The sequence below is a fragment of the Janthinobacterium rivuli genome, from assembly GCF_029690045.1.
In the GTDB taxonomy this organism is placed as follows: domain Bacteria; phylum Pseudomonadota; class Gammaproteobacteria; order Burkholderiales; family Burkholderiaceae_D; genus Janthinobacterium; species Janthinobacterium rivuli.
In genome coordinates, this window is the sequence record NZ_CP121464.1 from 1,205,252 (window position 1) to 1,230,957 (window position 25,706).

General features: G+C 61.7%; 29 protein-coding genes. 17 read left to right on the top strand and 12 right to left on the bottom strand.

Annotated elements, in window-relative coordinates:
• Positions 1–39 precede the first annotated feature (39 nt).
• From P9875_RS05460 to P9875_RS05470, 3 genes are read left to right on the top strand one after another with little or no spacing between them, the layout of a single operon-like run.
• Positions 40–567, top strand: coding sequence for a cytochrome c oxidase assembly protein (locus P9875_RS05460; protein ID WP_051959653.1), 528 nt, complete (start codon positions 40–42; stop codon positions 565–567).
• 9 nt (positions 568–576) lie between these two features.
• Positions 577–783 (top strand): DUF2970 domain-containing protein, encoded by a 207-nt coding sequence (locus P9875_RS05465; RefSeq protein WP_034749002.1) that lies wholly within the window; start codon positions 577–579, stop codon positions 781–783.
• Positions 784–823: 40 nt separating this feature from the next.
• Entirely contained in the window at positions 824–1,684 is an 861-nt protein-coding gene (locus P9875_RS05470; RefSeq protein WP_099403386.1) for a cytochrome c oxidase subunit 3, read from the top strand.
• Positions 1,685–1,805: 121 nt separating this feature from the next.
• On the opposite strand, the gene P9875_RS05475 is transcribed toward P9875_RS05470, so the two are convergent.
• The gene (locus P9875_RS05475; RefSeq protein WP_034748996.1) at positions 1,806–2,006 is read right to left on the bottom strand and encodes a twin transmembrane helix small protein; all 201 of its coding nucleotides are present in this window, start codon (positions 2,004–2,006) and stop codon (positions 1,806–1,808) included.
• A 36-nt stretch (positions 2,007–2,042) separates the two neighbouring features.
• Between P9875_RS05475 and P9875_RS05480 the strand changes: the two genes are divergently transcribed.
• From P9875_RS05480 to P9875_RS05505, 6 genes are read left to right on the top strand one after another with little or no spacing between them, the layout of a single operon-like run.
• Positions 2,043–2,792, top strand: a complete 750-nt coding sequence (locus P9875_RS05480; protein ID WP_278317777.1) for an SURF1 family protein — start codon at positions 2,043–2,045, stop codon at positions 2,790–2,792.
• Complete coding sequence (locus P9875_RS05485) at positions 2,773–3,402, top strand: SCO family protein (RefSeq protein ID WP_035824742.1); 630 nt, start codon at positions 2,773–2,775, stop codon at positions 3,400–3,402. The genes P9875_RS05480 and P9875_RS05485 overlap by 20 nt, the downstream gene beginning before the upstream one ends.
• A gap of 18 nt (positions 3,403–3,420) precedes the next feature.
• Positions 3,421–4,596, top strand: a complete 1,176-nt coding sequence (locus tag P9875_RS05490) for a COX15/CtaA family protein (RefSeq protein ID WP_278318791.1) — start codon at positions 3,421–3,423, stop codon at positions 4,594–4,596.
• Positions 4,597–5,496, top strand: coding sequence for a heme o synthase (gene cyoE / locus P9875_RS05495; protein WP_035824745.1), 900 nt, complete (start codon positions 4,597–4,599; stop codon positions 5,494–5,496).
• Complete coding sequence (locus P9875_RS05500; protein ID WP_278317778.1) at positions 5,493–6,086, top strand: SCO family protein; 594 nt, start codon at positions 5,493–5,495, stop codon at positions 6,084–6,086. Before cyoE ends, P9875_RS05500 begins: the two co-directional genes overlap by 4 nt.
• Before the next feature lie 42 nt (positions 6,087–6,128).
• Positions 6,129–7,208, top strand: coding sequence for an AI-2E family transporter (locus tag P9875_RS05505; RefSeq protein ID WP_278317779.1), 1,080 nt, complete (start codon positions 6,129–6,131; stop codon positions 7,206–7,208).
• Here the strand turns inward: P9875_RS05505 and P9875_RS05510 are convergent.
• The 4 genes from P9875_RS05510 to nhaR all read right to left on the bottom strand — a co-directional run bounded on the left by P9875_RS05510 (position 7,205) and on the right by nhaR (position 11,778).
• A complete protein-coding gene (locus tag P9875_RS05510) occupies positions 7,205–8,545 on the bottom strand; it encodes a hemolysin family protein (RefSeq protein WP_035828641.1) in 1,341 nt (446 codons plus the stop codon). The genes P9875_RS05505 and P9875_RS05510 overlap by 4 nt on opposite strands.
• A gap of 87 nt (positions 8,546–8,632) precedes the next feature.
• Entirely contained in the window at positions 8,633–9,310 is a 678-nt protein-coding gene (locus P9875_RS05515) for a suppressor of fused domain protein (RefSeq protein ID WP_278317780.1), read from the bottom strand.
• Positions 9,311–9,396: 86 nt separating this feature from the next.
• A complete protein-coding gene (locus P9875_RS05520; protein WP_278317781.1) occupies positions 9,397–10,740 on the bottom strand; it encodes an MFS transporter in 1,344 nt (447 codons plus the stop codon).
• 123 nt (positions 10,741–10,863) lie between these two features.
• Positions 10,864–11,778 carry a transcriptional activator NhaR gene (nhaR, locus tag P9875_RS05525; protein WP_278317782.1) on the bottom strand — a complete coding sequence of 305 codons (915 nt, stop codon included), beginning with the start codon at positions 11,776–11,778 and terminating at the stop codon, positions 10,864–10,866.
• 117 nt (positions 11,779–11,895) lie between these two features.
• Here nhaR and P9875_RS05530 point away from each other — a divergent pair, with 117 nt between their 5' ends.
• The 5 genes from P9875_RS05530 to P9875_RS05550 all read left to right on the top strand — a co-directional run bounded on the left by P9875_RS05530 (position 11,896) and on the right by P9875_RS05550 (position 15,358).
• Positions 11,896–12,969, top strand: coding sequence for a DUF475 domain-containing protein (locus tag P9875_RS05530; RefSeq protein WP_278317783.1), 1,074 nt, complete (start codon positions 11,896–11,898; stop codon positions 12,967–12,969).
• A 131-nt stretch (positions 12,970–13,100) separates the two neighbouring features.
• Positions 13,101–13,676, top strand: a complete 576-nt coding sequence (locus tag P9875_RS05535; RefSeq protein WP_035824762.1) for a TerD family protein — start codon at positions 13,101–13,103, stop codon at positions 13,674–13,676.
• A gap of 72 nt (positions 13,677–13,748) precedes the next feature.
• A complete protein-coding gene (locus P9875_RS05540; RefSeq protein WP_278317784.1) occupies positions 13,749–14,444 on the top strand; it encodes a TIGR00266 family protein in 696 nt (231 codons plus the stop codon).
• A gap of 33 nt (positions 14,445–14,477) precedes the next feature.
• Positions 14,478–15,059 (top strand): TerD family protein, encoded by a 582-nt coding sequence (locus tag P9875_RS05545; RefSeq protein ID WP_278317785.1) that lies wholly within the window; start codon positions 14,478–14,480, stop codon positions 15,057–15,059.
• A gap of 80 nt (positions 15,060–15,139) precedes the next feature.
• Entirely contained in the window at positions 15,140–15,358 is a 219-nt protein-coding gene (locus P9875_RS05550; protein WP_034784905.1) for a hypothetical protein, read from the top strand.
• A 70-nt stretch (positions 15,359–15,428) separates the two neighbouring features.
• Here the strand turns inward: P9875_RS05550 and P9875_RS05555 are convergent, their stop codons facing one another.
• The 5 genes from P9875_RS05555 to P9875_RS05575 form a co-directional block, all read right to left on the bottom strand.
• Positions 15,429–17,081: a patatin-like phospholipase family protein gene (locus P9875_RS05555; protein WP_278317786.1), complete on the bottom strand. Its 1,653-nt coding sequence runs from the start codon at positions 17,079–17,081 to the stop codon at positions 15,429–15,431.
• A gap of 72 nt (positions 17,082–17,153) precedes the next feature.
• The gene (locus tag P9875_RS05560) at positions 17,154–19,490 is read right to left on the bottom strand and encodes a type II CAAX endopeptidase family protein (RefSeq protein WP_278317787.1); all 2,337 of its coding nucleotides are present in this window, start codon (positions 19,488–19,490) and stop codon (positions 17,154–17,156) included.
• A complete protein-coding gene (locus P9875_RS05565) occupies positions 19,487–20,212 on the bottom strand; it encodes an ABC transporter ATP-binding protein (RefSeq protein WP_278317788.1) in 726 nt (241 codons plus the stop codon). Before P9875_RS05565 ends, P9875_RS05560 begins: the two co-directional genes overlap by 4 nt.
• 63 nt (positions 20,213–20,275) lie before the next feature.
• Entirely contained in the window at positions 20,276–21,115 is an 840-nt protein-coding gene (locus tag P9875_RS05570; protein WP_278318792.1) for a DUF3667 domain-containing protein, read from the bottom strand.
• Positions 21,116–21,248: 133 nt separating this feature from the next.
• Entirely contained in the window at positions 21,249–21,941 is a 693-nt protein-coding gene (locus tag P9875_RS05575; protein WP_278317789.1) for an ArsR/SmtB family transcription factor, read from the bottom strand.
• A gap of 76 nt (positions 21,942–22,017) precedes the next feature.
• Here P9875_RS05575 and P9875_RS05580 point away from each other — a divergent pair, with 76 nt between their 5' ends.
• Together P9875_RS05580 and P9875_RS05585 are read left to right on the top strand one after the other, a co-directional pair.
• Entirely contained in the window at positions 22,018–23,133 is a 1,116-nt protein-coding gene (locus tag P9875_RS05580; RefSeq protein ID WP_278317790.1) for a cytochrome P450, read from the top strand.
• Positions 23,130–23,477 carry an antibiotic biosynthesis monooxygenase family protein gene (locus P9875_RS05585; RefSeq protein ID WP_278317792.1) on the top strand — a complete coding sequence of 116 codons (348 nt, stop codon included), beginning with the start codon at positions 23,130–23,132 and terminating at the stop codon, positions 23,475–23,477. The genes P9875_RS05580 and P9875_RS05585 overlap by 4 nt, the downstream gene beginning before the upstream one ends.
• On the opposite strand, the gene P9875_RS05590 is transcribed toward P9875_RS05585, so the two are convergent.
• Positions 23,474–23,926 carry a hypothetical protein gene (locus tag P9875_RS05590; protein ID WP_099403268.1) on the bottom strand — a complete coding sequence of 151 codons (453 nt, stop codon included), beginning with the start codon at positions 23,924–23,926 and terminating at the stop codon, positions 23,474–23,476. The two genes, P9875_RS05585 and P9875_RS05590, sit on opposite strands and share 4 nt — an antisense overlap.
• 177 nt (positions 23,927–24,103) lie before the next feature.
• Between P9875_RS05590 and P9875_RS05595 the strand changes: the two genes are divergently transcribed.
• Positions 24,104–24,370: a hypothetical protein gene (locus P9875_RS05595; protein WP_046683371.1), complete on the top strand. Its 267-nt coding sequence runs from the start codon at positions 24,104–24,106 to the stop codon at positions 24,368–24,370.
• A gap of 89 nt (positions 24,371–24,459) precedes the next feature.
• Here P9875_RS05595 and rpoH read toward each other — a convergent pair whose 3' ends face one another.
• Entirely contained in the window at positions 24,460–25,353 is an 894-nt protein-coding gene (gene rpoH, locus P9875_RS05600; RefSeq protein ID WP_035824784.1) for an RNA polymerase sigma factor RpoH, read from the bottom strand.
• Between the last annotated feature and the right edge of the window lie 353 nt (positions 25,354–25,706).

Here is a 25,706-nt window from a genome sequence, read left to right on the forward strand (position 1 = left end):
ACGCCCCACCAACAGGAAACACGCGGCCTGAACCGCAAGATGCTGGGCAAGCTGCTCGTCATTGCCGTGCTGATGTTCGGCTTTGGCTATGCCCTGATTCCCGTCTACAAGCAGATTTGCGAAGTGATGGGCATCAACGTGCTGACGCAAAAAGATGGCACGGTGGCCTACGACAACAATACCCAGGTCGACACGACGCGCAGCATCACCGTCGAGTTCGACGGCAATGCGCAGGGGCCATGGCGCTTCCGCCCGACCGTGTCGAGCATGCAGGTGCATCCGGGCGAACTGGTGACCGTCATGTATGAAGTGGTCAACACGCAAAACCGCGTCGTCAACGCGCAAGCCATTCCCAGCTATGCGCCGCAGAGCGCCACGCCGCATTTCAAGAAGGTCGAGTGCTTCTGCTTCAAGCAGCAGACCTTGAAACCGAAGGAAGCGCGGCAGATGCCGGTGGTGTTCTTCCTCGATCCGGCCCTGCCGAAAGAGGTGAAAACCATCACCCTGTCGTACACGTTTTTCGAGATTGCCGGTCTGAGCCAGGCTCAGACGCCGGCCGTCCAATAGGAGAGTGGCATGGGCGAATCCAAGCAGCCTGAAAAAGCGTCGTTCCTGTATTCGCTGCGCGCCGTCGTGTGGTCATTCACGGGCTTGCGCCGCAAGAGCGATTTCGACACGGATTCGGCCAAGCTCAACCCCGTGCACATCGTCATCGCCGGCTTCTTGGTGGTGGCTTGCCTGATCGGTATCCTGATTTCAATTGTTAAATTCGTCGTTTTATAAATTATAAAAAACCACCCTACAAGTTTTTGAGGAGATGATGATGAGTTCCAACCACGCCGCCGTACCTTATTATTTTGTGCCCGGCCCGTCGCGCTGGCCCATGCTGGGCGGCGCCAGCCTGCTGCTGACCATGATCGGCGCTTCGGCCTGGGTTAACGACGTCTCCTGGGGCCCGTACCTGAACTACATCGGCCTGGCCGGCATCCTGCTGGTGCTGTATTTCTGGTTCGGCGACGCCATCAGCGAATCGGAGCAGGGCCTGTACAGCGAGCGCATCGACCACTCCTTCCGCTGGAGCATGAGCTGGTTCATCTTTTCGGAAGTCATGTTCTTCGCCGCCTTCTTCGGCGCCCTGTTCTATGCGCGCAGCATCTCGATGCCATGGCTGGCCGACCTCGACCACAAGGTGATCTGGCCCGATTTCGCCGCCCACTGGGGCAATACGGGCCCGGCCGGCACGGTGCAGGAATTCACCACCATGACGCCGTTCTGGATTCCGACCATCAATACGGCCTTGCTGCTGCTGTCGGGCGTCACGTTGACCATCTCGCACCACGCGTTGCGCGCCGGCCACCGCGGCATGACGGCCCTGTTCCTGTTCGCCACGATCTTGCTGGGCGCCATCTTCATGGGCTTCCAGGTGTATGAATACATGCACGCCTACAGCGAACTGAACTTGAAATTGACGTCGGGTATTTACGGCGCCACCTTCTTCATGCTGACGGGCTTCCACGGCTTCCACGTGACCCTGGGCGCCATCATGCTGTCCGTCATCCTGTACCGCGTGCTGAAAGGCCACTTTACGCCCGAGCACCACTTCGGCTTCGAAGGCGCCGCCTGGTACTGGCACTTTGTCGACGTCGTCTGGCTGGGCCTGTACGTGGTCGTGTATTGGTTATAATGGCGGGGCAGGGCGCGCGCGGTTAGCGCTGGCGCCGGCACCATAAAAAAGCCGTACCGGGACATCCTGGGTACGGCTTTTTTCTTAGTGTGAAGAATTTGCCAATCAGGCAATGTCGATGTTAATGAATTCCCGTCGGCTGTATGTAGCCGAGCTTGTGCGCCAGCAGGATCAGCAGAAACAGGGTGATCGACAAGCCCACGCGCAGGGCCAGCGCCTGCACGGTGCGGTTGCTCTTGCCCTTGTCGCGCATGAGGAAGAACAGGGCCGAGCCCAGGCTGCCCAGGATCAGGATGAAGGCAATGGCAACGAGGATTTTCATGGATGGTAGCGCCAGGCTTGAGGAGGTTTCATTGTAATGCGTATCCGCTTCCATTTTAGATGGATTCCATTTGTTGTAATGCTGCTACTGGTGGCCCTGGGCGTGTCCCTGGCGCAATGGCAGCAGCGCCGTGGTGATGAAAAAGTCGCCCGCGCCGCCCGGCTGGAAGCGGGCAACCTGGCCGCTCCGCTGGCATTGGCGGCCGCGCCCATGCTGCCGAGCGATGCGCAAGCGATTGAATATCGCCGGGTCACCGTCACCGGCCACTTCGTGCCCGCCTGGACGGTGTACCTGGACAACCGCCCTTACAAGGGCCAGGCCGGCTTTCACGTGCTCACGCCATTCCAGATCGACGGTTCAGCCATGCACGTTCTCGTGGCGCAGGGCTGGCTGCCGCGCAACAATGCCGAGCGTACGCGCATTCCCGATTACCCGACACCTGCCGGCACGGTGACGATTTCCGGCATCGCGCGCCTGAACGCGGGCCATGTGATGGAACTGGGCACGGCGCCGGCCCTGGCGCCGCACGCCATCGTGCAAAATGCCGACATTACCCAGCTGGCACAGGCCAGCGGCCTGGCCTTGCAACCGTTCATTCTCGAACAAACAGTTGATTCGACAGCAACGGCGCCAGCGTCCAGCCAGCTTCCCGTGCGCGACTGGCCGGCGCCGGACCTGGGCGCCGACAAGCACCGCGGCTATGCATTCCAGTGGTACGCACTGGCACTGATGGCTTTTCTATTTTTTGTCTTTACAGGATTTCGACGTGCAAACAAACAACCCTGACGCAACGCAAGACAGCAGCAATAAACAGGCACAGAATACGGGACGCTGGAAGCTGCTGGCCGTCGTGGCCGTGTGCGCGTTTCCCATCATCGCCTCGTATTTCACGTATTACATCATCAAGCCCACTGGCCGCAACAACTATGGCGCCTTGATCGACCCGCGTTTGCATCCGATACCGGAAGCGCAGCTGCAGGTGACGGAACTCGACGGCAAGGCGTCGCCGCTGGCGCAATTCAAGGGCAAGTGGGTGCTGCTGCAGACAGGGCCATCCGATTGCCAGGAAGCATGCAAGAAGCAATTGTTTGACATGCAACAACTGCGCCTCATGCAGGGCAAGGAACGCGAGCGCCTGGAAAGAGTCTGGCTGGTGACGGATGCCCAGCCGCTCGACACCCTCGTGATGCGCGAGTTCGACGGCACCAGCATGCTGCGCGTCAATAGCGACGCCTTGAAAGCGTGGCTGCCCGTGGAGCCGGGCGGCAAGACCAGCGACCATTTCTACCTGATCGATCCGCTGGGCAATCTGATGATGCGCTTCCCGAAAGACGCGGACCCGAACAAGATCAAGAAAGACATCGCCAAGCTGCTCAAAGCTTCGGCGATCGGTTGAGGAGCCTGCATGCCGACGATGCATCTCTCCGCGCTGGCCCAGCTGGGCTTGACGGGTCTGCTGGTGGCGCTGCTGCCGCTGACCATGGTCTGGGTGTCCGCGGACGCCAATAAATACCGCAAGCTCGTGTGGATCGCCGTCTTCCTGACGGTCGACCTGATCATGTTTGGCGGTTTTACGCGCCTGTCCGATTCCGGCCTCGGCTGTCCTGACTGGCCAGGTTGTTATGGTTCTGCCAATCCTTTCCTTGCACACGAGCACATCGTCGCGGCCGAAACCCTGATGCCGACGGGCCCCGTGACGGTGGTGAAAGCATGGATCGAAATGACGCACCGCTACCTGGCCATGGCCATCGGCGTCTTGATCGTGGCGATGATGGTGCAGGCGTGGCGCCAGTGGAGGAAAAGCAAACGCGAAGAATTCGCCCCGGCGCTGCCGACGGCATTGTTCCTGTTCGTCTGCCTGCAGGGCGCGTTCGGCGCCTGGACCGTGACATTAAAACTGCAGCCGGTGATCGTCACCATCCACTTGTTGCTGGGCATGGGCTTGCTGGCCATGCTGACGTGGCTGGGTGGGCGCCAGGACCATGCCGTCAAACCCCTGCTGCGCGCCGATGCGGAAGAGTCCGTGCTGCGCCCCGTGCGCGCGCTGGCCATCATGTCGCTCGTGCTGTTGACGGTGCAGATCGCGCTGGGTGGCTGGGTGAGTACCAACTACGCCACCCTGGCTTGCACGGATTTCCCCCTGTGCGGCGGCAAGGTGATTCCGGAGATGGATTTCGAGCATGGTTTCCATCTGTGGCGCGAGCTGGGCAAGACGGCCGCCGGCCATTACTTGCCGTTTTCCGCGCTGACGGCCATCCACTGGGTGCACCGCAATTTCGCCTTCATCGTGGTGGCCGGCATCGGCTATACCGTGTTTCGCGCATGGAAGCTGCCGTCCTTGCGCGGCACGGCACGCTGGGTGGCGCTGGTGCTGGCCCTGCAGGCGGCCACGGGCCTGGCGACGATTTACCTGAGCTGGCCCTTGTCGATTGCCGTCATGCATAACGGCGGGGCGGCGCTGCTCGTGTTATTGCTGACCATGTTAAACTACAAGGCTAAATTCCAACTCGATGTAGCGCGCAATGTTAAGCGCGCTTGCGCCTCCGCGCCAGTGCCCTCGGCACAAGCCAGTTCTTCCCGTACCGCATAAATGACTACTCAGACCATCAGCCGTAAACCATCCCCCCGCATCGCCCAGTATTGGGCGCTGACCAAGCCCCGCGTGACGCAACTGGCCGTGTTTTGCGCCGTCATCGGCATGTTCCTGGCCAGCGAGGAGTTGCCTGACTGGCACGCGGTGGTGTTCGGCACCATCGGCATCTGGCTGCTGGCCGGCGCCGCGTTTGCCGTCAATTGCCTGGCCGAGCGCGAAATCGATGCGCGCATGGCCCGCACGGCGCGCCGCCCGATGGCCATGGGCGACATCACGGTGAAGCAGACGGTGGTGTTCGCGCTGGTGATCGGCGGCCTGGGCATGGCGATTCTGTATCACCTCGTCAATCCGCTGACCATGTGGCTGACCTTTGTCACCTTTGTCGGCTATGCCCTGATCTATACCATGGTGCTCAAACCGGCCACGCCGCAAAACATCGTCATCGGCGGCCTGTCCGGCGCCATGCCGCCCGCGCTGGGCTGGGCCGCCGTCGCCAACGACGTGCCGATGCAGGCGTGGCTGCTGGTCCTGATCATTTTTGTCTGGACGCCGCCGCACTTCTGGGCCCTGGCCATGTACCGCCGCGATGATTACGCGCGCTCGGGCTTGCCCATGCTGCCCGTCACGCACGGCATGCAATTCACGCAATTTCACGTCTGGCTGTATTCGATCGCGCTGGCCGCCACCACCTTGCTGCCGTACGCCGTGCGCATGAGCGGCCTGATCTACCTGGCCTCGGCCGTGGTGCTCAACGCCGGCTTCCTGTACTACGCGTGGAAGATGTACCGCCACTACACGGACTTGATCGCGCGCAAAGCCTTTACGTTTTCCATCATCTACCTGGCCTTGCTGTTCGCGGCTTTGCTGGTCGACCATTACATTCCACTCGGCACATGAAAAAAAACCTGACACTGTTGTTGGCGGCCGCGCTGGTCGCCGTCCTGGCCGGCTGCGGCAAGCCTGCCGCGCCCAAGCTGACCTTCAAGAACACGGACGTGACGGGCCTCGGCTATGCGCGCGAATTCGCGCTGACGGACCACACGGGCCACCCGCGCACCTTGGCCGACTACAAGGGCAAGCTGGTGCTGGTGTTCTTCGGCTACACGCAATGTCCGGACGTGTGCCCCACCACCATGGCCGACATGGCCCAGGTGATGCAGGAAATGGGTCCGCAGGCGGAGCAGGTGCAAGTGCTGTTCGTCACGGTCGACCCCGAGCGCGACACGCAGCAATTGCTGGCGCAGTATGTGCCCGCCTTCGACAAGCGTTTCGTCGGCCTGTATGGCGACGCGGCCGCGACAGCCAGGGTGGCCAAGGAATTCAAGGTGTATTACGCCAAGGTCGAGGGCGAGACGGACAGCAGCTACACGGTCGACCACACGGCCGGCACCTATGTCTTTGACCGCGAAGGCAAGATTCGCCTGTTCGTGCGCCACGGCGAAAAGCCCGCCGCCATCGCGCACGATCTTAAACTTCTGCTATCCTGACCCGGTCGCGCCTCAGGGCGCCATCTTCAGGATATGCAGTACATGGATAAACGTTTCGAGCCGCACGCCCGCCTGGCAGCCATCATCTTCTTGTTGATCGGCTGCTTTTTCGTCTTGCGGCCCTTCCTCGCCGCCATGCTGTTTGCCGCCTGCGTGGGCATTTCCAGCTGGCCTTTGTACATCCTCCTGCTGGACCGCCTGAAAGGTCGGCGCAACTGGGCGGCCGCCATCATGACCCTGTCGCTGCTGCTCGTCATCGTGCTGCCGCTGGCCCTCGTCACCTACAACCTGGCCGACAATGTGTCGCGCATCTATGAACAGCTGCGCGCGGCGCTGGAATCGGGCGGCCTGCACCCGCCGGCCTGGCTGGCCAGCATTCCCGTGGTGGGCGAAACCATCGACGGTTATGTGCAGCGCTTGCTCGCCGACCGCGAGGAATTATTGAATTTGGGCAAGACCATGCTGGAACCGGCGCGCCACTTCCTCGCCTCGGGCGGCATCCTGCTGGGCACGGGCCTGGCGCAGACCAGCCTGGCCGTGTTCGTCAGCTTCTTCCTCTACCGCGACGGCCAGCAGCTGAGCCGCGCCCTGATGACGGGCGCCGGCCGCATCATCGGCGACAGCGCGCCTGGCGTGGGCCTGACCATCAGCCGCACCGTGCGCGGCGTCATGTACGGCTTGCTGGGCACGGCGCTGGCGCAGGCGCTGGTGGCCGTGGTGGGTTTTCTGATCGCCGGCGTGCCGGCCGTGGCGCTCTTGGGCGTGGCCACCTTCATCTTTTCGCTGATTCCTGTGGGGCCGCCCCTGATCTGGGGCGGCGCCGCCATCTGGCTGTTCAATGACGGCCAGACGGGCTGGGGCATTTTCATGCTGGTGTGGGGCGCGCTGCTGATCAGCGGCGTGGATAACGTGGTGAAACCCATGCTGATCAGCCGCGGCAGCAGCCTGCCGTTCCTGCTGGTGCTGCTGGGCGTGCTGGGCGGTGTGCTGGCCTTCGGCTTCGTCGGCATTTTTATCGGCCCGACCCTGCTGGCGGTGCTGTACAGCTTGCTGCAAACGTGGACGGTGGGAGAGACCACCGTGCCGCAGGGTAAAGATACGATTACCTTGAAAAAAGATTAATCGCGTAAATCCGCATCGAGGTCGCGTTCCTGCTTGGGGATCACTTTGATCAGCACGATGCGGGGCCCGTTCATCTTCTTGACGACGATGTCGAAGTCGACAAAGGTGATGCGCTGGCCCTGCTTCGGAATGTCACCGAGCTTGACCATGATCAAGCCGCCCACCGATTCCACGTCGTCCAGGCCCAGTTCCTCGTTTTCGATATCGATGCCGAGGATGCGTTCGAGCGAGAAGATGGGCAAGCTGGCCTTGCCGATCAGGGTGCCGTCGCTTTGCTTGAGCCAGTCGTTTTCATTGCGGCGGAATTCATCGCGGATTTCGCCGACCATGGCGCCAAGCAAGTTATCCAGCGTGATGAAACCCAGCGGGCGCTTGCCCTTTTCGCCGATCAGCGCGAAGTGCGGTGCGCCGTCGCGAAAGCGGCGGAACAGTTCCAATGCCGGCGTACGCGCGGAAATGATGTCGACGGGACGCAAAAACGGCGTGAGCGAGGCGATCGGTTTGCCCGCCTGCTGGGCAAAGAACAGGTCTTTCAAGTGCACGACACCGAGCACGTCGTCTTCATTCATGTCGAAATACGGGTAGCGGCTGAAGCGGTTGCGCAGCACCGTGTCGAGGTTCTCTTCCAGGGTGTTCGAGGCATGCAGGGCGATCACTTCATTGATCGGGCGCATCAGGTCCGACACCGTCATCTGTTCGAAATCCAGCGACTGGGCCAGGATGTTGCGCTCGTCACGCGTGAATTTCTCGCCGGGCTGGCTGGTGCGCAGGATCAGTTTCAGTTCCTCGGACGAATAATGGGCGTCGTGGCCGCCCTTGCCGGACAGGCCCGCCATGCGCAGCACCCAGTTGGCGCTGGCGTTGAGCAGGTAAATGGCCGGATACATGGCCCAGTAAAAGCCGTACAGGGGAATCGCGCTCCACAGGCCGACGGCTTCCGGGTTGCGGATGGCCATCGATTTGGGCGCCAGCTCGCCCACGACGATATGCAGGAAGGAAATCACGCTGAAGGCGACGACGAAGGACACGCCGTGGATCAGCTCTTGTGAGGTGACGCCGATGGCGCCGAACAGCGGCTCCAGCAAGCCGGCAAACGCCGGTTCGCCGACCCAGCCCAGGCCCAGCGACGCCAGGGTGATGCCCAGCTGGCAGGCGGACAGGTAGGCGTCCAGCTGGCCATGCACCTTGGCCAGGATGCGGCCCCGCAGCCCTTGTGTCTTGGCGATGGCGCGGATGCGGGTGCGCCGCAAGGTGACGATGCCAAACTCGGCGGCAACAAAAAAACCGTTCAGCGCGACCAGGAAGAGGGCGAGCAGGACTAGCAAGACATTGTGCATGGGGGCGCAGAAGATGGGCTGGTAAAACGACATCTTAAACGACGAAGGGCGCAGTATGCTAATTTCCGGCAAATCGGCCCTGCGGTTTTACACGATGCTGCGGCGTGCGGCGTCGACCAGCGGTGCGGCGCCCTGTTCGCCCAGCGTCTGCAACAAGTCCCCGAAGTCGTGCGCGCGGCCATGCGCCAGCTCGGCGGCGCTGAGGCCGATAATCTGCAGGAAGGCAAATTTTCCCGAGACCAATTGGTATTCTTCCGGGTAATGTTCGCTTGGCACCATGATGATGGCGCTCAGCGCGGACTGCTGGCCATCGATGGGGCCGCCAACCGACATGCGGTCCCAGGCGTCCAGCGGTTCCTGGTCGCCGAAGCGGCCAGCCGCCAGCAGCATCTGATACGCGGCGAACCTGCGCACCAGCGCCAGCGCCCATGGCGACTGTTGCGGGCATTCCAGCAGCAGTTCGCGGCCCAATCCCGTCCACTCCTCATCCTCATCCGGTTCGTCGTCCCATGGATTGGACAAGCCCGACGACACGTAGGCCCAATGCGGCCGGGCGGGTGTTGGCGGGCATTCGAACACGCCGATATGCAGCCAGCGCGGATCGACTTGCGTGCAGTTGAACAAATCTTCAAACAGGGACATGCTGAGCGGATAGATGCCCGGACCCAGATCCCCGAACAGGGTTTTGTAGAGTGTTTCTTCGCGCTGGGCCCAGGCTGTTTCCAGAAGGCTGCTTGCGGCGCCGTCATTGGCAAGGTTGGTCATGTCGGTACACTGAAATGGATGAGTATTTGAGTATAAAACATGCAACTTTGTGACGGCGTACACTTGAACCGGCCGATGCGCCGGCCTCAGGCCGCTACCTTGGCGGGGGCCGCTTGCGGCCCGCCGCGCATGGCAAAGACCATGACGGCCGAGACGATGGCGGGGATGGCGACGACGAGGAAAATCGTGCTGTTGGGCCAGTTCAGGCGGATCAGCTCGCCACCGAGCACGGGGCCGATGATGGAGCCGATGCGCCCGATGCCCAGGCTCCAGCCGATGCCCGTCGAGCGCAGGGTGGTCGGATAGTAGCTGGCCGCCAGGGCGTTGACGGCAGGCTGGCCGCCCACCACGCAAAAACCGGCGATGAAGATCGTGATGAACAGGAAGGCCAGCGACACGTCAGGACGGCCGATCAGGGCAATGGCGACTGCGGCAACCAAAAAGCATGGCAGCAGGATGCGGCGGAAGCTGGAGCGGTCGATCAGCTGGCCCATGACGAGGGTGCCGATGGTGCCGCCCACTTGCAGGGCCGTGCCGGCCAGCACGGCGTTGGACGTCGACAAGCCCGCTTCCCTGGCGATCGTCGGCAACCAGTTCGACAGGAAATACAAGTTCAGCAAGTTCATGAAATTGATGACCCACAACAAAATCGTCATCTTGGCGCGGCCGCCCGTAAACAATTGCAGCACGGGCGCGCCCTTGTGTTCCTTCTCATGCACGACGTATTGCGTGTCGGCCGTGATGGTCACCGTCTGGTCGATGCGTTTCAGCCATTTGGCGACTTTATCGAGCTTGCGTTTCTTGAGCACCAGGAACTGCATCGATTCCGGCAGCAGGAAGAACATCAGCACGCCGATGACCAGGGGCACCACGCCGCCCACGTAAAACACGGATTGCCAGCCGAAGGCGGGAATCAGCGCGGCGGACAATAATCCGCCCAGCACGGCGCCCAAGGTGAAACCGCACGAGACCAGCATCATCAGGGTGACTTTCTTGCGCAGGGGGCTGTATTCGCCGGCCAGCGCCATGGCGTTCGGCATCACGGCACCGAGGCCCAGACCCGTGATGAAACGGATCAGCTGCAATTGCTCGATATTCGTTGCCAGCGGCGTGACCAGCATGCACAGCGAAAAGAAGATGGTCGAGCCGATCAGCACGGGACGGCGGCCGAACTTGTCGGCCGTGATGCTGAAGACGAGCGAGCCGACCAGCATGCCCAGCAGGCCCGCGCCAAACACGGGGCCCAGGTTGGCCTTGCTGACATGCCAGTCGGCAATGATGGCCGGTGCCACATAACCCATGGCCTGCACGTCGAAGCCATCCATGATGACGCACAGCCCGCACAGGATCAGCATGCCGATCTGGAAGGAGCCGATCTTGTTGTTATTGATGAGATCGGGAATATCGATCGTCTTGCCTGCCGTGGACATGGTGCCGCTCCTGTTTTTTATGGTGATCGCGCCCTTCCAGCGAGGGACAGGCGCGTGTTTGTCTCAGGCTTCATTACAATCGCTTTTGATTGATTATTCAAACGTTATTTTCGAATGGATTTATCAGGTTTCCTTGTGAATCTTCGGGGAAGCCTGGATGGCCGCCAGGATCACGTCGAGCGCCGGGTGCATGATCTTGCGCTCGTTGGAAATGACGTAAAACTGCTCGCGCAGGGAAGAGGCGTCACCGACCAGCACGGCGCCGAATTGTTCCTCGATGTCGGCCGCCAGGCTGGCCGAGGCGAAGAACAGGCCCAGGCCCTTGCGGCCGAAGGCGTTGAGCATGGCGTTGTCCTCGAATTCACCGACCACGTCGGGCCGCACGCCTTGCTGCACCATCCATTCGTCGATGCGCCCGCGCAAGGCATTGTTGCGCGCGGGGAGCAGAAACGGCGCGCCGTGCAGGCTGTGCGGGAAATTCTCGCGGTATTGTTCCGCCAGCGCGGGAATGCCGAACAGTTTCATGGCGCTCTCGCCCCACAGGTGGCTGGAGACGCGCAGGCTGGCGCCGGCTGGCACGGCCCGGTCTGTCAGCACCAGGTCCAGCTTGTGCAGGGCCAGGTCGGCCAGCAAGGATTCGAATTCATCTTCCAGGCAGACGAGCTTGACGGGCTTGTCCAGGCTGCGCGTGGCGTCGAGCATGCGGTAGGCCATCAGTTTCGGCAAGGAATCGGAAATGCCCACCGTCAGGCGCATCTTTTCCGCGTCGGTGTCGGCCAGCGCTTCCTGCATCTGTTCGCCCAGCAAAAAAATCTGGTCCGCATAACCGAGCGCCAGGCGGCCCGCTTCCGTCGGCACCAGACGCCGTCCCTGTGGCTGCAGCAGGGACTTGCCCAGTTCCTTTTCCAGCAGGGCCAGCTGGGTGCTGATGGTTTGCACGGCCAGTCCCAGCCGTTCGGCCGCGCGCGTCACGCCGCCTTCCTTGGCGACCACCCAAAAGAAGTACAAATGGCGGTAATTAAAACCCGTGGTTTTCATCGCTGCATCCTCTATCTTCTGTTTTTACGAAGTAATACTTCCATTATCTTCCATTTTTAAATGTGTCACATGTCCTTATACTACCTTCCATTGAATTTGGATAACGGGGAACTATCGATGAAACATTTCAGAGTGTCATTTCTAGTGACATTTATCTGCCTGGGCATTTCCGCCTGGTGGGGTTACACGCACGGTGGCGTGTCGACCATGCTTTCGGCATTGGGCATCGCGGTGATCCTGGGCGTGATGGAAGTCTCGCTGTCGTTCGACAACGCGGTGGTCAATGCCTCGGTGCTGAAGAACTGGGACAAGTTCTGGCAGAACCTGTTCCTCGGCGTCGGCATCATCATCGCCGTCTTCGGCATGCGTCTGCTGTTCCCGCTGGTCATCGTGGCGCAAGCGGCGGACCTGGGCTTGATGGAAGTATGGAATCTGGCCCTGAGCAATCCGGAACAGTATTCGATGCACCTGACGAACCACCACGCGGAAGTGGCGGCTTTTGGCGGCATCTTCCTGCTGCTGGTGTTCCTGAACTTCCTGCTGGACTCGGAAAAAGAAACGCACTGGCTGGGCCGTATTGAAGAAAAACTGGGCGCGCTGGGCAAGATATCCTCGATTTCCGTGATGATCGCGCTGGGCACCCTGATGGTCAGCCTGTCGATGATCGAAGAAGGCCAGAAACTGGTGGTGCTGACGGCCGGCCTGTGGGGTATTTTGACCTACGTGGGCGTCGATGTGATCAGCGGCTTGCTGGAAGGCGATAACGGCGACGGCAACATGGGCGACATCATCAAGCGCGGCGGTATTGGCGGCTTCCTGTACCTGGAAGTGCTCGATGCTTCGTTCAGCTTTGACGGCGTGATCGGCGCGTTTGCCATCACCAAGGATGTCGTGATCATCATGCTGGGCCTGGCGATTGGCGCGATGTTCGTGCGGTCGATGACGGTGTTCCTGGTGCGCAAGGGTACGCTCGACGAGTTCGTTTATCTGGAGCACGGCGCGCACTATGCGATCGGTATCCTGGCCGTGATCATGTTGGTCAGCATGAAGTTCCACATTCCCGAGATCTTCACGGGTCTGATCGGCGTGGCCTTCATTCTCGCCTCGCTGTGGTCGTCGATCCGCTACAAGCGCAGGATGGCCCTCGAAGAAGACAAGACGGAAGTGCTGGAAGCGGTCAAGGCAGTGTAAAGAATGCGCGACAAACGACTACACCCGTTTGTCGGCAAGTTGTAGCAAGCGTCGCCGCCGGCCTGGGGAGTCAGGCCGGTGGAGGACGCCAGGTGTTTGGTCATACACAACCCACATAGGAGAAATACATCATGGCAATCAGTCTGCAAAAAGGCGGCAACGTCAACCTGAGCAAAGAAGCCCCTGGCATTTCGAAGATGATCATCGGCCTGGGCTGGGATGCCCGCGCCACCGATGGCGCCGCGTTCGACATCGACGGTTCGATCTTCATGCTGAAGGCCGACGGCAAGGTTCGCGCCGACGTCGACATGATTTTCTACAACAACCTGAAGTCGAGCGACGGCTCCGTCACCCACTCGGGCGACAACACCACGGGCGCCGGCGATGGCGATGATGAAACCGTCATCGTCGACCTGGCCACGGTGCCAGCCGAGATCGACAAGATCGCCGTCTGCGTGACGATTCACGATGCCGAAGCGCGCAAGCAAAACTTTGGTATGGTATCGAAGGCGTACGTGCGTTGCGTGAATGCCAACGGCAACACGGAAATCGCCCGCTTCGACCTGTCGGAAGACGGTTCGGCCGAAACGGCCATGGTCTTCGGTGAAATCTACCGCAATGGCGCCGATTGGAAATTCAAGGCCATCGGCCAGGGCTACAAGGGCGGTTTAGGTCCTTTGGCTGCCTCGTTCGGCGTCGGCGTATAAGTTGTAAGCAGTCAAGGCGGTCCGCAGTGTGGACCGCCCCCATCATTACCGAGTTGAGGAAGGAATCGTCAGATGTCAGTTTTCACTATTACCGGGGACGTCGACCCGTTCCTGCATGTGTCGCTTGCCAAGGGCGAGAAGATTTATTGCGAATCCAATGCGATGGTGATGATGGAAACCAATCTTGAGCTGAAAGGCAAGATGACGGGCGGCATAGGCGCTGCGCTGATGCGCACCTTTGCCAACGGGGAATCGTTCTTTCAGCAGCATATCGAGGCCATGCGGGGCGACGGCGATTGTTTGCTGTCGCCTACCTTGCCCGGCGCGATGCGGGTGCTCGAGGTGGGCGCCGAACAATACATGATCAGCGACGGCGCCTTTGTGGCGGCCAGTGCTGGCGTGGAATTGAAGGTGCGCACGCAGAGCCTTGGCAATGCGCTGTTTGCTCAGAGCGGTGGTTTTTTCATTACCGAGACGGCAGGCAGCGGCCAGTTGGCGGTGTCCGGTTTTGGCGCGATGTCGATACTGGAAGTGACGCCTGGCAAGGACGTGGTGATCGATAACTCGCACGTCGTATGCTGGGACAACCGCCTGCAATACGAAATTTCCATGACGACCGGCAGCAGCGGCGGCTTTCTGGGCAATTTGATCAATAGCCAGACCAGCGGAGAGGGCATGGTGCTGAAGTTTTCAGGCACGGGAAAAATCCTCGTGTGCTCGCGCAACCGCGCGGCCTTCCTCGCCTGGACCCAAAGCAAGCCGGCGTAATCAAGCAGTAAACACTTAACAGGAGCTATGCGTATGTCTGTCAATTTGAGCAAAGGCCAGAAGATTTCTCTGGACAAAGAAGCTGGTACCACCCTGACCCGTATCACCATGGGCCTGGGCTGGGATGCGGCCAAGACCAAGGGTTTCCTCGGTTTCGGTTCGAAGACGGAAGCCGTCGACCTGGACGCGTCGTGCGTCATGTTCGATGAAAACAAGGGAACGTCCGACATCGTCTGGTTCCGCCAGCTGAAAAGCAAGGACGGCAGCATTGTCCACACGGGCGATAACCGCACGGGCGCGGGCGATGGCGACGACGAACAGATCAATGTCGATCTGTCGAAAGTGCCGGCGAACGTGAAAAGCCTCGTCTTCACCGTCAACAGCTTTACTGGCCAGAACTTCTCGCAGGTGGAAAACGCCTATTGCCGCATCTTGAATGCCAGCAATAACCAGGAAGTCGCGCGTTTCAACCTGTCTGTGCAAGGGACTCACACGGCACAGATCATGGCCAAGCTGTACCGCCATAACGGCGAATGGAAGATGCACGCCATCGGAGAAAACGGCAACGGTCGCACCTTTGACGACCTGATGCCGCAAATCGCCGTGCATCTATAAGGAGCAGTACGCAGCGGGCGGGGGACGGACCGGATACCGGCCCTTGTCCGCTGCTCTATATTGAAGGAGAGTATGTCGTGATGCGATTGCTGATAGCCTTGCTACTTCCGTGTCTCACGTTTTTCATGCTGGGGCGCCCGCTGGCCGGTGCCGCCGCCTTGATCTTGCAGTGCACTGTGATCGGCTGGGCGCCGGCGGCCCTGTGGGCCCTGTACACGGTGAACCAGCATAAAACGGAGCAGGAACTGGAAGGTGCGTTAAGCCGCAGCTACATGCGCAGGCGCAGTCGGTTGATCTAGATCAACCGGGCGCTTGGAATCCTTGCGCTAAAGCCTGCACGAGCGATCGTGCGGGCTTTTTTGTGGGCGCTCACTTCTTGCAGCGTATCGGCACGTTCACGGAATTGCCGTCCGAACTCAGGTTGCGGTACTGCAAATCTTCGCTTTCGATGGCAAAGCGGGGCACGGCGTGCACGTAGCGCTGCTTGCAGACGGTATCGTCATTGATCAGCTGGCCCGCCAGCATGTAGTCGCACAGGGCGAAGCGCGATTCCTCGTCGTCGAGGATCAGCACGCGCGCGGCGCTGTACAGGGCCGATTGCAAGGCTTCCGGGCTGCAATTTTCCGGGCCCGTCAGCTTCAGATGGGTTTTCGTTTGCGTGGCCAGGCGTTGCAGCTTGACGAGGGCGGCCCGCTCTTCCTTGCGGGCACTGTCGACGTGTACGTCTTCGCTGGCCAGGCGCAGCGCCAGCGAGGCGATCTGGTCGATGGAAATATGCCAGGCAAAGCCTTCCAGCCGCGTGCGGATCTGGCCCGGCAAGGGATCGGCCGCATCGACTTCGCAGCGGTACAGGCCCAGGTGGGGGCGGCACAGCACGGGGATGGCAAAGGCCGAGGTGCGCTTGCCCTTGACGAATTTCTGGCTCAGGTCGCCAAAGTTTTCATGCGTGATGGTATCGAAGCGGGCCTGGCCAAAGCCCATCTTGACGAGGTTTTCCTTGCGCTGGCGCGAGAACAGGGCGTCGACGGCGTCGTAGATATTCTTGTTGAAGATGCGGTCCAGCGGCTGGCGCTCGTCCGACATCTTTTCAAAGACGGCGCTGGAATTGGGCGCGTTCGCGTCGATGGAAATGAGGATGAAGGGCTTGCTGTTCAGGCGTGGCGGCACGACGGCCATGTCGTTGCCGTACAGCTGCGTCAGGGCCACGTCCCACAGGGTTTCCACGCCCAGGTTGTCGGCCGCGCCGCCATCGAACAAATGCACGTACGACGGCGATTCGCGCGACTCGGAACCGAGTTCCGGCACGAAACTGTTTTTCGGGCGGAAGCGCTCGAAGGTGACGGAATCGAAGACGCCGGGAAAGGCGGCCGAGGTGGCCACGGCCGTGGCCAGGCGGATATCCTGGATCGGTGAATGCAGGGTGCTGTAGAAATATTCATAGGAAAACACCACGCGCTTGCCGCCATCGGTGGCGTCCGTTGCGTTGGCCAGGAAGATGGGGCCGTCGTGCGGCAAGTCCTGGTAGGTTTTCTTGTCGTACAGCACATCGTCCAGCACGTCGGACAGGAACGAGGTGCGCGTCTTGTTCGTCAACAACATCGTCGTCAGGTTGGCCGGTTTCAAGATGGTCTGGCCAAAGAAATCCGTTTTCAGTTTGCTGCGTAGCAAGGGCCAGTCCGTCTGTTTGCCATGCAGCGCATAGTAGCCGCCCGCGATGGCGCCGCCCGAGACGCCGGAAATGGCCGAGGCGCCGCTGACGAGGCCGAACTGCTCCAGCTGCTCCAGCGAGGCGGCCGAGAAATTGGCGGCGCGGCTGCCCCCGCCGGACAGGGCGATGCCGATGAAATGGTCGTTGGGCATCGGATTCTGGATGCGCGCCTTGGGCGCGTCGATGCGCAGGCGCGGGGTTTCCTGCACGGTAAACGTGCGGTTTTCGACGCCGCGGTTGGGGCGCAGGGCGAGTACCGTGCAGCCGCTCAGCAGCGCCACGAGGATACATGGGACGAACAAGCGTGGATTCATGCGTGATCTGTGCGTAGTCAGGGGTTGGGATACGGACGGAAACGTGTGCGATTCTAGCAAACTCGGCAACAATCACCTATTCAGCTGGCAGCCGAGCAGGGCCGCGTTGTAGAGCCCGTGCACGAGCATGGGCGCCAGCAGCGCGCCGCTGCGCTCGTAGGCATGGCCCGCGCACAGGCCCAGCACGAAGGCGGGCAGCATGGCGGCCGGTGGATGCACGAGGGCAAACAGCGCGGCGGCGATACCGATCGCTTGCCAGGCGGGCAGAGAGCGGCGCAAGCCTCCCTGCAGCAAGCCGCGGAAGAGGAATTCCTCGCACAGGGGCGCGGCCAGCACGCCTACGGCCAGTAGCCACAGTCCGTCGCTATTGATCTGCATCAATGTTGAAGCGCTTGGCGGCAACAGGGCCGCATAAGCGATGCCGAACAGCGCCGCGGCACAGGCGCCCGCGACTCCCCGGCGCCATGGCTGGCGCCCCTGTCCGATGCGCGGCACGCCGGCCGTCCTGGCGCGCCAGTAGACGAGGCGCAGCGGCGCATACGTGAGCACGCCGGCCGCGCCGAAGGCGATGGCCAGCTGCGCCAACTGCGCCAGCGGCGCCAGCGGCGCCGCATTGCTACCTTTGAGCAGGATCAAGGCCAGTGTTTGCAAGATGAAAAACAGCATGGCGGCGATCAGGCCGTCCGCCGCCGTTACTCTCGCTGGCGGCGAGGCGGCGGAGTCGAGCAGGTAGGGCAGAGCGTCGCGCGCCTTTTGCCACAGGGCCGCGGTCAGCGCGCACGTGAGCACGACAAACACCAGTTGCTGCACCAGGCTGCCGGCGGCCAGCGCGGCAATGTACAGGCCGGTGAGCAGCAAATACAGGTACGTATAGATGGGACGCAGCTTTGCCGTTGTTTCGGTGGCCAGCGGATCGCTGGCAAATACGCCCAGCGCCACGGCGATCAGCGCATACAGGGGGATGCCGGCCAGGGCCAGCAGCATCAGGCCCGCCGTCTGCCACGACCAGGCGGGCAGCCAGACCAGCGCCACGCCGAACAGGACCAATGGGTACAGCAGGGCCAGCACGGCCCACAGCTGCGCCTTTTGCCGCAGCGCCTGCTCGATGGAGACGGGAAACGTGTACAGCAGCCATAATGCGCCGCCTTCCTTGTTGAGGGTCTGGAAAGCCGACATCATGAGCACATAGGTGCCGAGGAAAAAGCCGGTGGAGGCCAGCAGCACGGGATGATCCAGCAGCGCGTGCAGGTCGCGCGCCTGGCCCGTCACCACGGCCTGGCCGCCGAGGATCAGCAAGGGCATCAGCAGGGTTTGCACGAGAAAATTGCGGTCGCGCAAGAGTAACGTCAGTTCGCGCCGCTGAACCGCCGTGCCGAGGCGCGGGCGCCACCGCTGCGTGGGTACCGCTGCCGGCTTGCGCGCCGCCTCGCGCTGGCCCGTGCCCACGACGCCGTGGCGCAGCTGGCGGCGCAGGAGGGCCATGCCCAGCAGCATCAAGCACAGGCATTGCGCCAGCAGCAGGACGGCGGGCAGAAGACTGGCTGCCACACCATCGGCGTTGAGCAGGCGCACCAGCAGGCCCGGCGGCGTCCAGTGGCTCCAGGCGGGCATGGCGGCTGCCCACGCATAGGCGAAGCCGCCCGTGCCCATGCCGAAAGACATGCCCAGATACATGGGCAACAGGCCCGCCAGGGAAATGACCGCCTGCAGGTTGCCCAGCCGGGATGGCGTGAGTGACAGGCGCAAGCCCGTGTCGACCAGGGTGCGCAGCATGGCGGCCAGGGCTAGCAGGACGAGGCTGGCGAGCAGACCGGACAGTGGCGAAAACCTGCCCTGGCCCGAATACCAGGCGATGACGGTCGTGCCGGGCCACAGGGCCAGCAAGCCGGCTGGATTGACGAGCGTGCGTTCGAGCACGCGCGCCCACAGCAAGGTGCTTTTCTCGGCGGGCAGGGTGACCAGCCATTCCAGGTCCCAGTCCGGCTTCGACAATTCTCCCATGCCTAGCGGCAGCAGGACGCTGACCAGCCACAGCAGCGCCAGCTGCAGGGTCAGGCCGCCGGTCAGCACCGCGCTAAAGGGCGCGGCCATCAGCTGCGCGATGACGGGGTCGAGCAGGTGGCTGCCCGTGTGCAGGCTGCCACGCGCCTGGCAGGCGGCGACCTGGTCCAGCAAACAATGCATGTTCAGCACGCTATGGCGGGCGATGCTGCCGAAGGAAAACAGCATGGGCAGCAATAGCAGCGCGCCCAGCAGCCAGCGCCCGCCACGCTTGCCCGGCGTGGCGGGGCGGCTTTTACTGTTTTTCTTGAAGGAAAGGCCTCGGCCGCTGACGTTGAGCAGGCGCTGCAGGCGCAAGCGGGTCAGCAGCCAGACGGCGCGCCAGGCGGTGGGCGGCGGCGCCGTCATGTGGTTTCATCGGTGAGTTGCAAGAAGAGCTCTTCCAGGCTGCCATCGCTGGACAGTTGCTGGCGAATATCGTCCAGGCTGCCCGTGGCGACCAGGGCGCCACGGTGGATGATGGCGACCCTGCTGCACAGCTTTTGCGCCATATCGAGCAAATGCGTGGAAACAAAAATCGTGGTGCCGGCGGCGGCGCGGCGCAGCAAGCGTTCCTGCACGTCGCGCGAAGCTCGCGGGTCGAGGCCGTTGATCGGTTCATCGAGGATCAGCACGGCCGGATCGTGTATCAGCGCGCACGCCAGGCCCAGTTTTTTCTTCATGCCCAGCGAGTAATTGACGGCGAAATCCTCGCTCGCCTCGTCCAGGCCAAATTCCGTCAGCAGGCGTGCCGTGCGCGTTACCGCTTCGGCGCGTGAAAAACCATGCATTTCGGCCACGAATTGCAGGATTTCACGGCCGCGCAAATAATCGTAAAAGATGGGATTGTCTGGCAGGTAGCCCACCTTGCGCTTGACGGCGGCGCCATCGCGCTGGCAATCGAGGCCATCGACCAGCACGCGGCCGGCACTGGGAACGAGGATGCCCATCAGCATGCGGATGGTGGTGGTTTTTCCCGCCCCGTTCGGGCCCAGGAAACCGAAGACTTCTCCTTTGCCCACTTGCAAGGTTAGCGGCTTGACGGCCTCGAACGTGCCGTACTGTTTGGACAAGCCTTCAAAGGCAATCATCGTGCATCCCAAAAAAGATAGCGTGCAGGATGATAGCCCGAGACGGCGCCGCTGGCGCGTCCCTTAGTGTCGCAGCATGACGCCGATGGCAATGCAGGCCAGGATCGCCAGGCTCATGGCGATGCCGTAGGCTGCCATCAATACCAGCCAGCGGCAGATGGTGGCGAGTTTGCCGCTTCGATACACACGCCACATGGCCCAGGGCAGATAGGCCAGCAGCCAGACGCCGAGTGTGAGGCGGATGATGTTGACGGGGATCAAGGTCATCAGCGCCATCGTGATGAAGGCGAAGGCATTCGCATGCAGGGCGAACAGGAAATGTTCGCCATAGCGCCTTCCGCTGCCCAGGTAAAGGATTTTCAGGAACAGGGCGAACAGCGGCATCAGGCAAAACATGGCGTACGGCGCGTAATGGTAAAAGCTGTCCACCACGAGTTTTTGTTTCTCCGCCGTGGGCAGTTGCTCGAAGTCTTGCCATTGCTGCGGCAGGGTGGGTGTCTGGCCCAGGATGCTGAGCTGTATAGGTGATGGTTTGTTTTCCTGAGTTTGACGGGGGCCGTGGGCGTTCACCTGGGCTGGCTGATCGTGGACGGTGAGGAATACGGCGGGGCTGCTGAACTTGAGGATGGCAAAGAACAGGATGCTGAACGTCAGGTAGACGCGCAGCGGCTCCACGTAGCGCACGCGGCGTCCCGCGATGTATTCATTGCTCAGCGCGCCAGGACGGAACAGCAGCAGGGCCAGGGTACGCCAGAGCTTGCCTTCGAGCGCCACATAATGGGCAACGAATTCATGCAGGAATTCGCGTGCGCTGGGCATGTGCAGGGTCGTCGTCTGGCCGCAGGCGCTGCAGAAGTTGCCTGGCGCATCGGTATTGCAGTTATGGCAGGTGCTGGATGACACTGTTTTCAAGATGAACTCTTTCCATGGCCAAAAAATGATCGCTCAAGGGCGCAGCCTATGATGAATGAAAAGAATGATAAAAGCACACTTTTATCTTTTTCGTTGCTTCCGAGATACAAAATGCCTGCGCCGTTCAGCCTCCACCAAAGGCGGCCAGCAGGCGCCGCTCGCCAGCCGGCGTGAGGCGCAGGGCGCGGCTGTCGAGTTCGCGTTCGGCCCAGCGCTGGCGCAGGGCCAGTTGCAGGATGGCGGCCCCCAGCGCGCCGCCCAGGTGGGCACGCCGTTCGCTCCAGTCCAGGCAGGCACAGGCGAAGCGGCGGCGCTGGCGCTGCAATTGTGGCACGTCGATGCCCAGCGCCGCCATGCCGGCCGCGCCCGCTTCCGACAAACGATATTCTCCGCCATCGTCGAGCAGCCAGTCTTGGGCGTGCAACTGGTCGTGCACGGTGACGGCCACCGTGCCGGCCATGTGGTCGTAGCAAGTGCGCGCATGGCGCAGGCGGTCGGGCGTGGAAGGCGTAAAGGGCGTCGCCGGCACGCCGGCCACCACCAGCAGCGCTTCCAGCGCTCGCGCCACCTCCGTGCTGGCCAGGCGGTAATAGCGGTGCTTGCCCTGCGCCACCATCGACAGCAAACCATCGTCGCGCAAGCGGCTCAGATGGGCGCTGGCCGTCGAGGCGCCCACTTCGGCCAGCGTGGCCAATTCCGTGGCCGTGCGCGCATGGCCGTCGAGCAGGCTGCACAGCATGCGCGCGCGGGCCGGTTCGGCGATGGCGCCGGCCAGTTGCGCCAGACCCATGTCGGCCGAGGGAAGTTTGTCATCCATGATTCGTTCGTGGGCGAAGTGTTGTGGTGGAAGGACCAGCATACTCGTGTCCCACCCTCACTGCAATGGAATGCGCATGCCGTCCACCGACTTTGTTATCGACCCCGCCGACCCTTTCGCCGCCGTTACCCACGCGGCGCCATATGATTACTATCGCCGCCTGGCGGATGGCCCGCCGCTGCGTTTCCAGGCCTCACTCGACTGCTGGCTGGCGACGGGCGCGGCCGGCGTGCTGGCCGTACTGGCGCATCCCGCTTGCCGCGTGCGCCCGACAGGACAGCCTGTACCGGATACTCTGGCGGGCACGCCGTGCGGCGTGATTTTTGCCGAACTGGTGCGCATGAACGATGGCGAACGGCATGCCGTGTCGAAACAGGTGCTGGCGCGCGCGCTGGGCCAGGTGGATCTGGCGCGCCTGCAGGAGCGGGCGATGCATCTTGCCAATGATTATGTTCCCGGCAGCGCCGCCCAGCTCAACGATGCGGTTTTTCAACTGCCCCTGTTTGCCATGGCCGACTTGCTGGGCTTTGCGCCTGCGCAATGGCCGGCGCTGGCCGCCTGGACGCGCGATTTTGTCGCCTGCCTGTCGCCGCTCAGCAATGGTGAACAACTGGCCGGCGCGCAGGATGCGGCCGATTCCCTGTTGCAAGGTTTTGGCCACTTGCTGCGCGAGGGCAACGCGAGGCCCGGCAGCCTGCTGGCCAGTATCGTGGCCGAGACCGATGCCATGGGAAGCGGCTTGCTGGCCAACCTCGTGGGCTTGCTGTCGCAGACCTGCGACGCCACAGCCGGCTTGCTGGGCAATGCCATCGTGGCTTTGCGCGCGCAGCCTGACTTGCTGCCGTCACTGCGCGCCGCCCCCCAGCGATGGCCGGCCATGCTGCGCGAGGTCAGCCGGAATGATCCGGCCATCCACAACACGCGCCGCTACACGGCTGATGCCGTGGAATTGCATGGCGTGCGCGTGCCGGCCGGGCAGATGATCGTCGTCGTGCTGGCCAGCGCTGGCGATGCGGAGTTGGGCTTTGGCCATGGCCGCCACGGTTGTCCGGGCCAGTCCATCGCGCACACCATCGCCACGGCTTGCCTGCAGACGTGGGCCGATGCGTTGCAACGCTTGCCGCTGGCGTGGCGTTACCTGCCGTCGCTGAATGCCCGCATCCCCGTCTTTAGCCCAGGAGAAATGAAATGATTGCCGTGATTTTCGAAGTCTGGCCCAGCGCGGAAGGGCGCCAGGAATACCTGGACCTGGCCGCCGCGCTGCGTCCCTTGCTCGATGAAGTCGATGGTTTCATTTCCATCGAGCGCTTCAGCAGCCTGAGCGAGCCAGGTAAATTGCTGTCGCTATCCTTCTTTCGCGACGAGGCGGCGCTGGCGCAGTGGCGGCAGCTGGAAGCGCACCGGGCTGCGCAAACGGCCGGCAGGCAGGGCGTATTTGATGATTACCGGCTGCGCATCGCCGCCGTGGTGCGCGATTACGGCATGCTGGACCGGCAACAGGCGCCGGCCGACAGCCGCCAGCGCCACAGCGTTTAGCGGGGCAGCGCGCCCTGCGTGATTTTCACTTTGACCCGGTAAGTGGGCTCGGCCGCATTCAGGGCCGGCGGCGTGGCCGGGTCGACGTCGAGCAAGGTAAACGTCAGGTGGTTGACGGTGACGGAGCTGGAAGCGCCGGGCATGGAATCGGACAAGACGATGTCGGTCGTGCCTGCGCTGTTGAGCAAACTGAAACTGTAGCTGACGTAGCCTTTCCATACGCACACGGCGCCTTTGCGGCAGCGGCTGTCGTTGACGCGCTCGAGTTTCAGGGTATCGGTGGCCGTGATGGCGACCTGTTCGCCCGGCGAGAGCACGTGGGTGACGCTGCGCGGCGTGTTTTCCGCGTCGCCGGCGCTGCCGGCCGCGCCGCAGCCGGCCAGCACGGCCAGGCAGGCGAAGAACAGGGGCAGCAGCACGCTACGATAAGAGTGGGTCAGATAATGCATGTTTTTCCTTTCAGGTAGAGCGTTCCGGCGTGCTTGTTCACGCGTGGGATGAAATGATAGTAACAAAATGATATTTTTCAGGCGCACTATTGGCGTGCTGCCGATGAATTGACGCGCCGGCCACGCGGCGCGCCGATTACTGCGTAAAATGGCTGTTTTGAAAATCAGGAAACAACCATGAAAAAAACCGACCTGGCCAAAAGCGATGCCAAGAAACTGATGGGAAAGATGAGTGTTCCCGGCGCCGGTGCATTCGGTAAGGAAGCGGTGGTCGTCGACCGCCGCGAGCAGCGCAAGCGCGATCAGGCCCTGGGCCTGGTGCCGTTCGCCGTCAAGCTGAACAGCGATCTGGTGTTGCAATTGCAGACCCTGGCCAAGGAGCGCGGCGCGGATCTGAATGAATTGGTTGCCGAAGTCCTCGTCAAGGGCCTGGCTGCAGCGTAAGGGCTGACAATGTTTATCTGTTGATAAATATCAGTGGTAAAACTAAAAGGCGCCTTGCGGCGCCTTTTGCATTGCGGCATTGCTTTCGATTACACCCAGGCGGCCAGCGCGCCCTTCATTTTTTTCAGCGCCGCCACTTCGATCTGGCGGATGCGCTCGGCCGATACGCCGAACTCTTCCGCCAGCGCGTGCAGGGTGGCGCCGGAGCCGTCGTCGTTGGCCAGCCAGCGCGCTTCGATGATGCGGCGCGAACGGGCGTCGAGCTTGCTCAAGGCCGTTTCCAGGCCTTCCGATTGCAAACGCGTCACTTGTTCCGCTTCCAGCACCTTGGTCGGCTCGCTTTGCTCCGACGACAGGTAGGCGATCGGCGAAAACTTGTCGTCCTCATCGTCGGTCGGCGATTCCAGCGCAATGTCGCGGCCGCTCAAGCGCGTTTCCATCTCGATCACTTCTTCGCGCTTCACGTCGAGCAGCTTGGCCAGCGCATCGATCTGCTTCGGCGTCATCGCATCGAGGCCCGTCTTGTGGCTGCGCAGGTTGAAGAACAGCTTGCGCTGCGCTTTCGTCGTCGCAACCTTGACCAGGCGCCAGTTTTTCAGGATGTATTCATGCATCTCGGCTTTCACCCAGTGCATGGCGTACGACACCAGGCGCACGCCCTGGTCCGGATCGAATCGTTTCACGGCTTTCATCAAGCCGATATTGCCTTCCTGAATCAGGTCGGCATGCGGCAAGCCATAGCCCAGGTAACCGCGGGCAATCGAGACCACCAGGCGCAGGTGCGACAGCACCAGTTCTTGCGCGGCGGCCAGGTCATTTTTTTCACGCAGGCGTGTCGCCAGCGAAATTTCTTCGTCGTGGGTCAACATGGGCAGGCGGTTCACGGCCGAAATATAGGCGTCGATATTGCCCAGATTGCCGGTGAAACCGAGGCCCAGCGCATTACTTTTGGTCGGAACCAATGCGGACGTTGCGGACATCATAGTCATGTTTTCTCCCTCGTAGTCTTGCTTTGTTCCAGTTGGCCACGTCACGCGACGTGGTCCGGTTGTCTGTTTGCGTATTCGGTCTTGCACTTTGCAGAGCGCGGCACCATCTTCATCTGGCGTCCATGGCGCTTCTGCCTTTGGTATGTCCCTATATTAGCACTCTCTGCTTGAGAGTGCCAATCAGCACATTTAATCGGCCTGATAGCCTAAATGCTATGGCGATTTAATGCTTGATATATATATGAACAGTGATTTGAACACGTAATCAGTCTACGGCCTCTGGCTGAAGCGAACCTTAAGAATACTTGCTAAATATCAAGATAACAGCAGATGGGGAGGGTGAGGCG

What these genes read in the sequence shown, in the direction of transcription:
- P9875_RS05595 (WP_046683371.1), top strand. Translation starts at nt 24,104, where the DNA reads ATGAAAAAAACCGACCTGGCCAAAAGCGATGCCAAGAAACTGATGGGA.
- P9875_RS05500 (WP_278317778.1), top strand. Translation starts at nt 5,493, where the DNA reads ATGAAAAAAAACCTGACACTGTTGTTGGCGGCCGCGCTGGTCGCCGTC.
- P9875_RS05470 (WP_099403386.1), top strand. Translation starts at nt 824, where the DNA reads ATGAGTTCCAACCACGCCGCCGTACCTTATTATTTTGTGCCCGGCCCG.
- P9875_RS05560 (WP_278317787.1), bottom strand. Translation starts at nt 19,490, where the DNA reads ATGACGGCGCCGCCGCCCACCGCCTGGCGCGCCGTCTGGCTGCTGACC.
- P9875_RS05510 (WP_035828641.1), bottom strand. Translation starts at nt 8,545, where the DNA reads ATGCACAATGTCTTGCTAGTCCTGCTCGCCCTCTTCCTGGTCGCGCTG.
- P9875_RS05575 (WP_278317789.1), bottom strand. Translation starts at nt 21,941, where the DNA reads ATGGATGACAAACTTCCCTCGGCCGACATGGGTCTGGCGCAACTGGCC.
- P9875_RS05545 (WP_278317785.1), top strand. Translation starts at nt 14,478, where the DNA reads ATGTCTGTCAATTTGAGCAAAGGCCAGAAGATTTCTCTGGACAAAGAA.
- P9875_RS05590 (WP_099403268.1), bottom strand. Translation starts at nt 23,926, where the DNA reads ATGCATTATCTGACCCACTCTTATCGTAGCGTGCTGCTGCCCCTGTTC.
- P9875_RS05480 (WP_278317777.1), top strand. Translation starts at nt 2,043, where the DNA reads ATGCGTATCCGCTTCCATTTTAGATGGATTCCATTTGTTGTAATGCTG.
- P9875_RS05585 (WP_278317792.1), top strand. Translation starts at nt 23,130, where the DNA reads ATGATTGCCGTGATTTTCGAAGTCTGGCCCAGCGCGGAAGGGCGCCAG.
- P9875_RS05505 (WP_278317779.1), top strand. Translation starts at nt 6,129, where the DNA reads ATGGATAAACGTTTCGAGCCGCACGCCCGCCTGGCAGCCATCATCTTC.
- P9875_RS05475 (WP_034748996.1), bottom strand. Translation starts at nt 2,006, where the DNA reads ATGAAAATCCTCGTTGCCATTGCCTTCATCCTGATCCTGGGCAGCCTG.
- P9875_RS05465 (WP_034749002.1), top strand. Translation starts at nt 577, where the DNA reads ATGGGCGAATCCAAGCAGCCTGAAAAAGCGTCGTTCCTGTATTCGCTG.
- rpoH (WP_035824784.1), bottom strand. Translation starts at nt 25,353, where the DNA reads ATGATGTCCGCAACGTCCGCATTGGTTCCGACCAAAAGTAATGCGCTG.
- P9875_RS05515 (WP_278317780.1), bottom strand. Translation starts at nt 9,310, where the DNA reads ATGACCAACCTTGCCAATGACGGCGCCGCAAGCAGCCTTCTGGAAACA.
- P9875_RS05565 (WP_278317788.1), bottom strand. Translation starts at nt 20,212, where the DNA reads ATGATTGCCTTTGAAGGCTTGTCCAAACAGTACGGCACGTTCGAGGCC.
- P9875_RS05460 (WP_051959653.1), top strand. Translation starts at nt 40, where the DNA reads ATGCTGGGCAAGCTGCTCGTCATTGCCGTGCTGATGTTCGGCTTTGGC.
- P9875_RS05520 (WP_278317781.1), bottom strand. Translation starts at nt 10,740, where the DNA reads ATGTCCACGGCAGGCAAGACGATCGATATTCCCGATCTCATCAATAAC.
- P9875_RS05530 (WP_278317783.1), top strand. Translation starts at nt 11,896, where the DNA reads ATGAAACATTTCAGAGTGTCATTTCTAGTGACATTTATCTGCCTGGGC.
- cyoE (WP_035824745.1), top strand. Translation starts at nt 4,597, where the DNA reads ATGACTACTCAGACCATCAGCCGTAAACCATCCCCCCGCATCGCCCAG.
- P9875_RS05540 (WP_278317784.1), top strand. Translation starts at nt 13,749, where the DNA reads ATGTCAGTTTTCACTATTACCGGGGACGTCGACCCGTTCCTGCATGTG.
- P9875_RS05580 (WP_278317790.1), top strand. Translation starts at nt 22,018, where the DNA reads ATGCCGTCCACCGACTTTGTTATCGACCCCGCCGACCCTTTCGCCGCC.
- nhaR (WP_278317782.1), bottom strand. Translation starts at nt 11,778, where the DNA reads ATGAAAACCACGGGTTTTAATTACCGCCATTTGTACTTCTTTTGGGTG.
- P9875_RS05555 (WP_278317786.1), bottom strand. Translation starts at nt 17,081, where the DNA reads ATGAATCCACGCTTGTTCGTCCCATGTATCCTCGTGGCGCTGCTGAGC.
- P9875_RS05535 (WP_035824762.1), top strand. Translation starts at nt 13,101, where the DNA reads ATGGCAATCAGTCTGCAAAAAGGCGGCAACGTCAACCTGAGCAAAGAA.
- P9875_RS05550 (WP_034784905.1), top strand. Translation starts at nt 15,140, where the DNA reads ATGCGATTGCTGATAGCCTTGCTACTTCCGTGTCTCACGTTTTTCATG.
- P9875_RS05490 (WP_278318791.1), top strand. Translation starts at nt 3,421, where the DNA reads ATGCATCTCTCCGCGCTGGCCCAGCTGGGCTTGACGGGTCTGCTGGTG.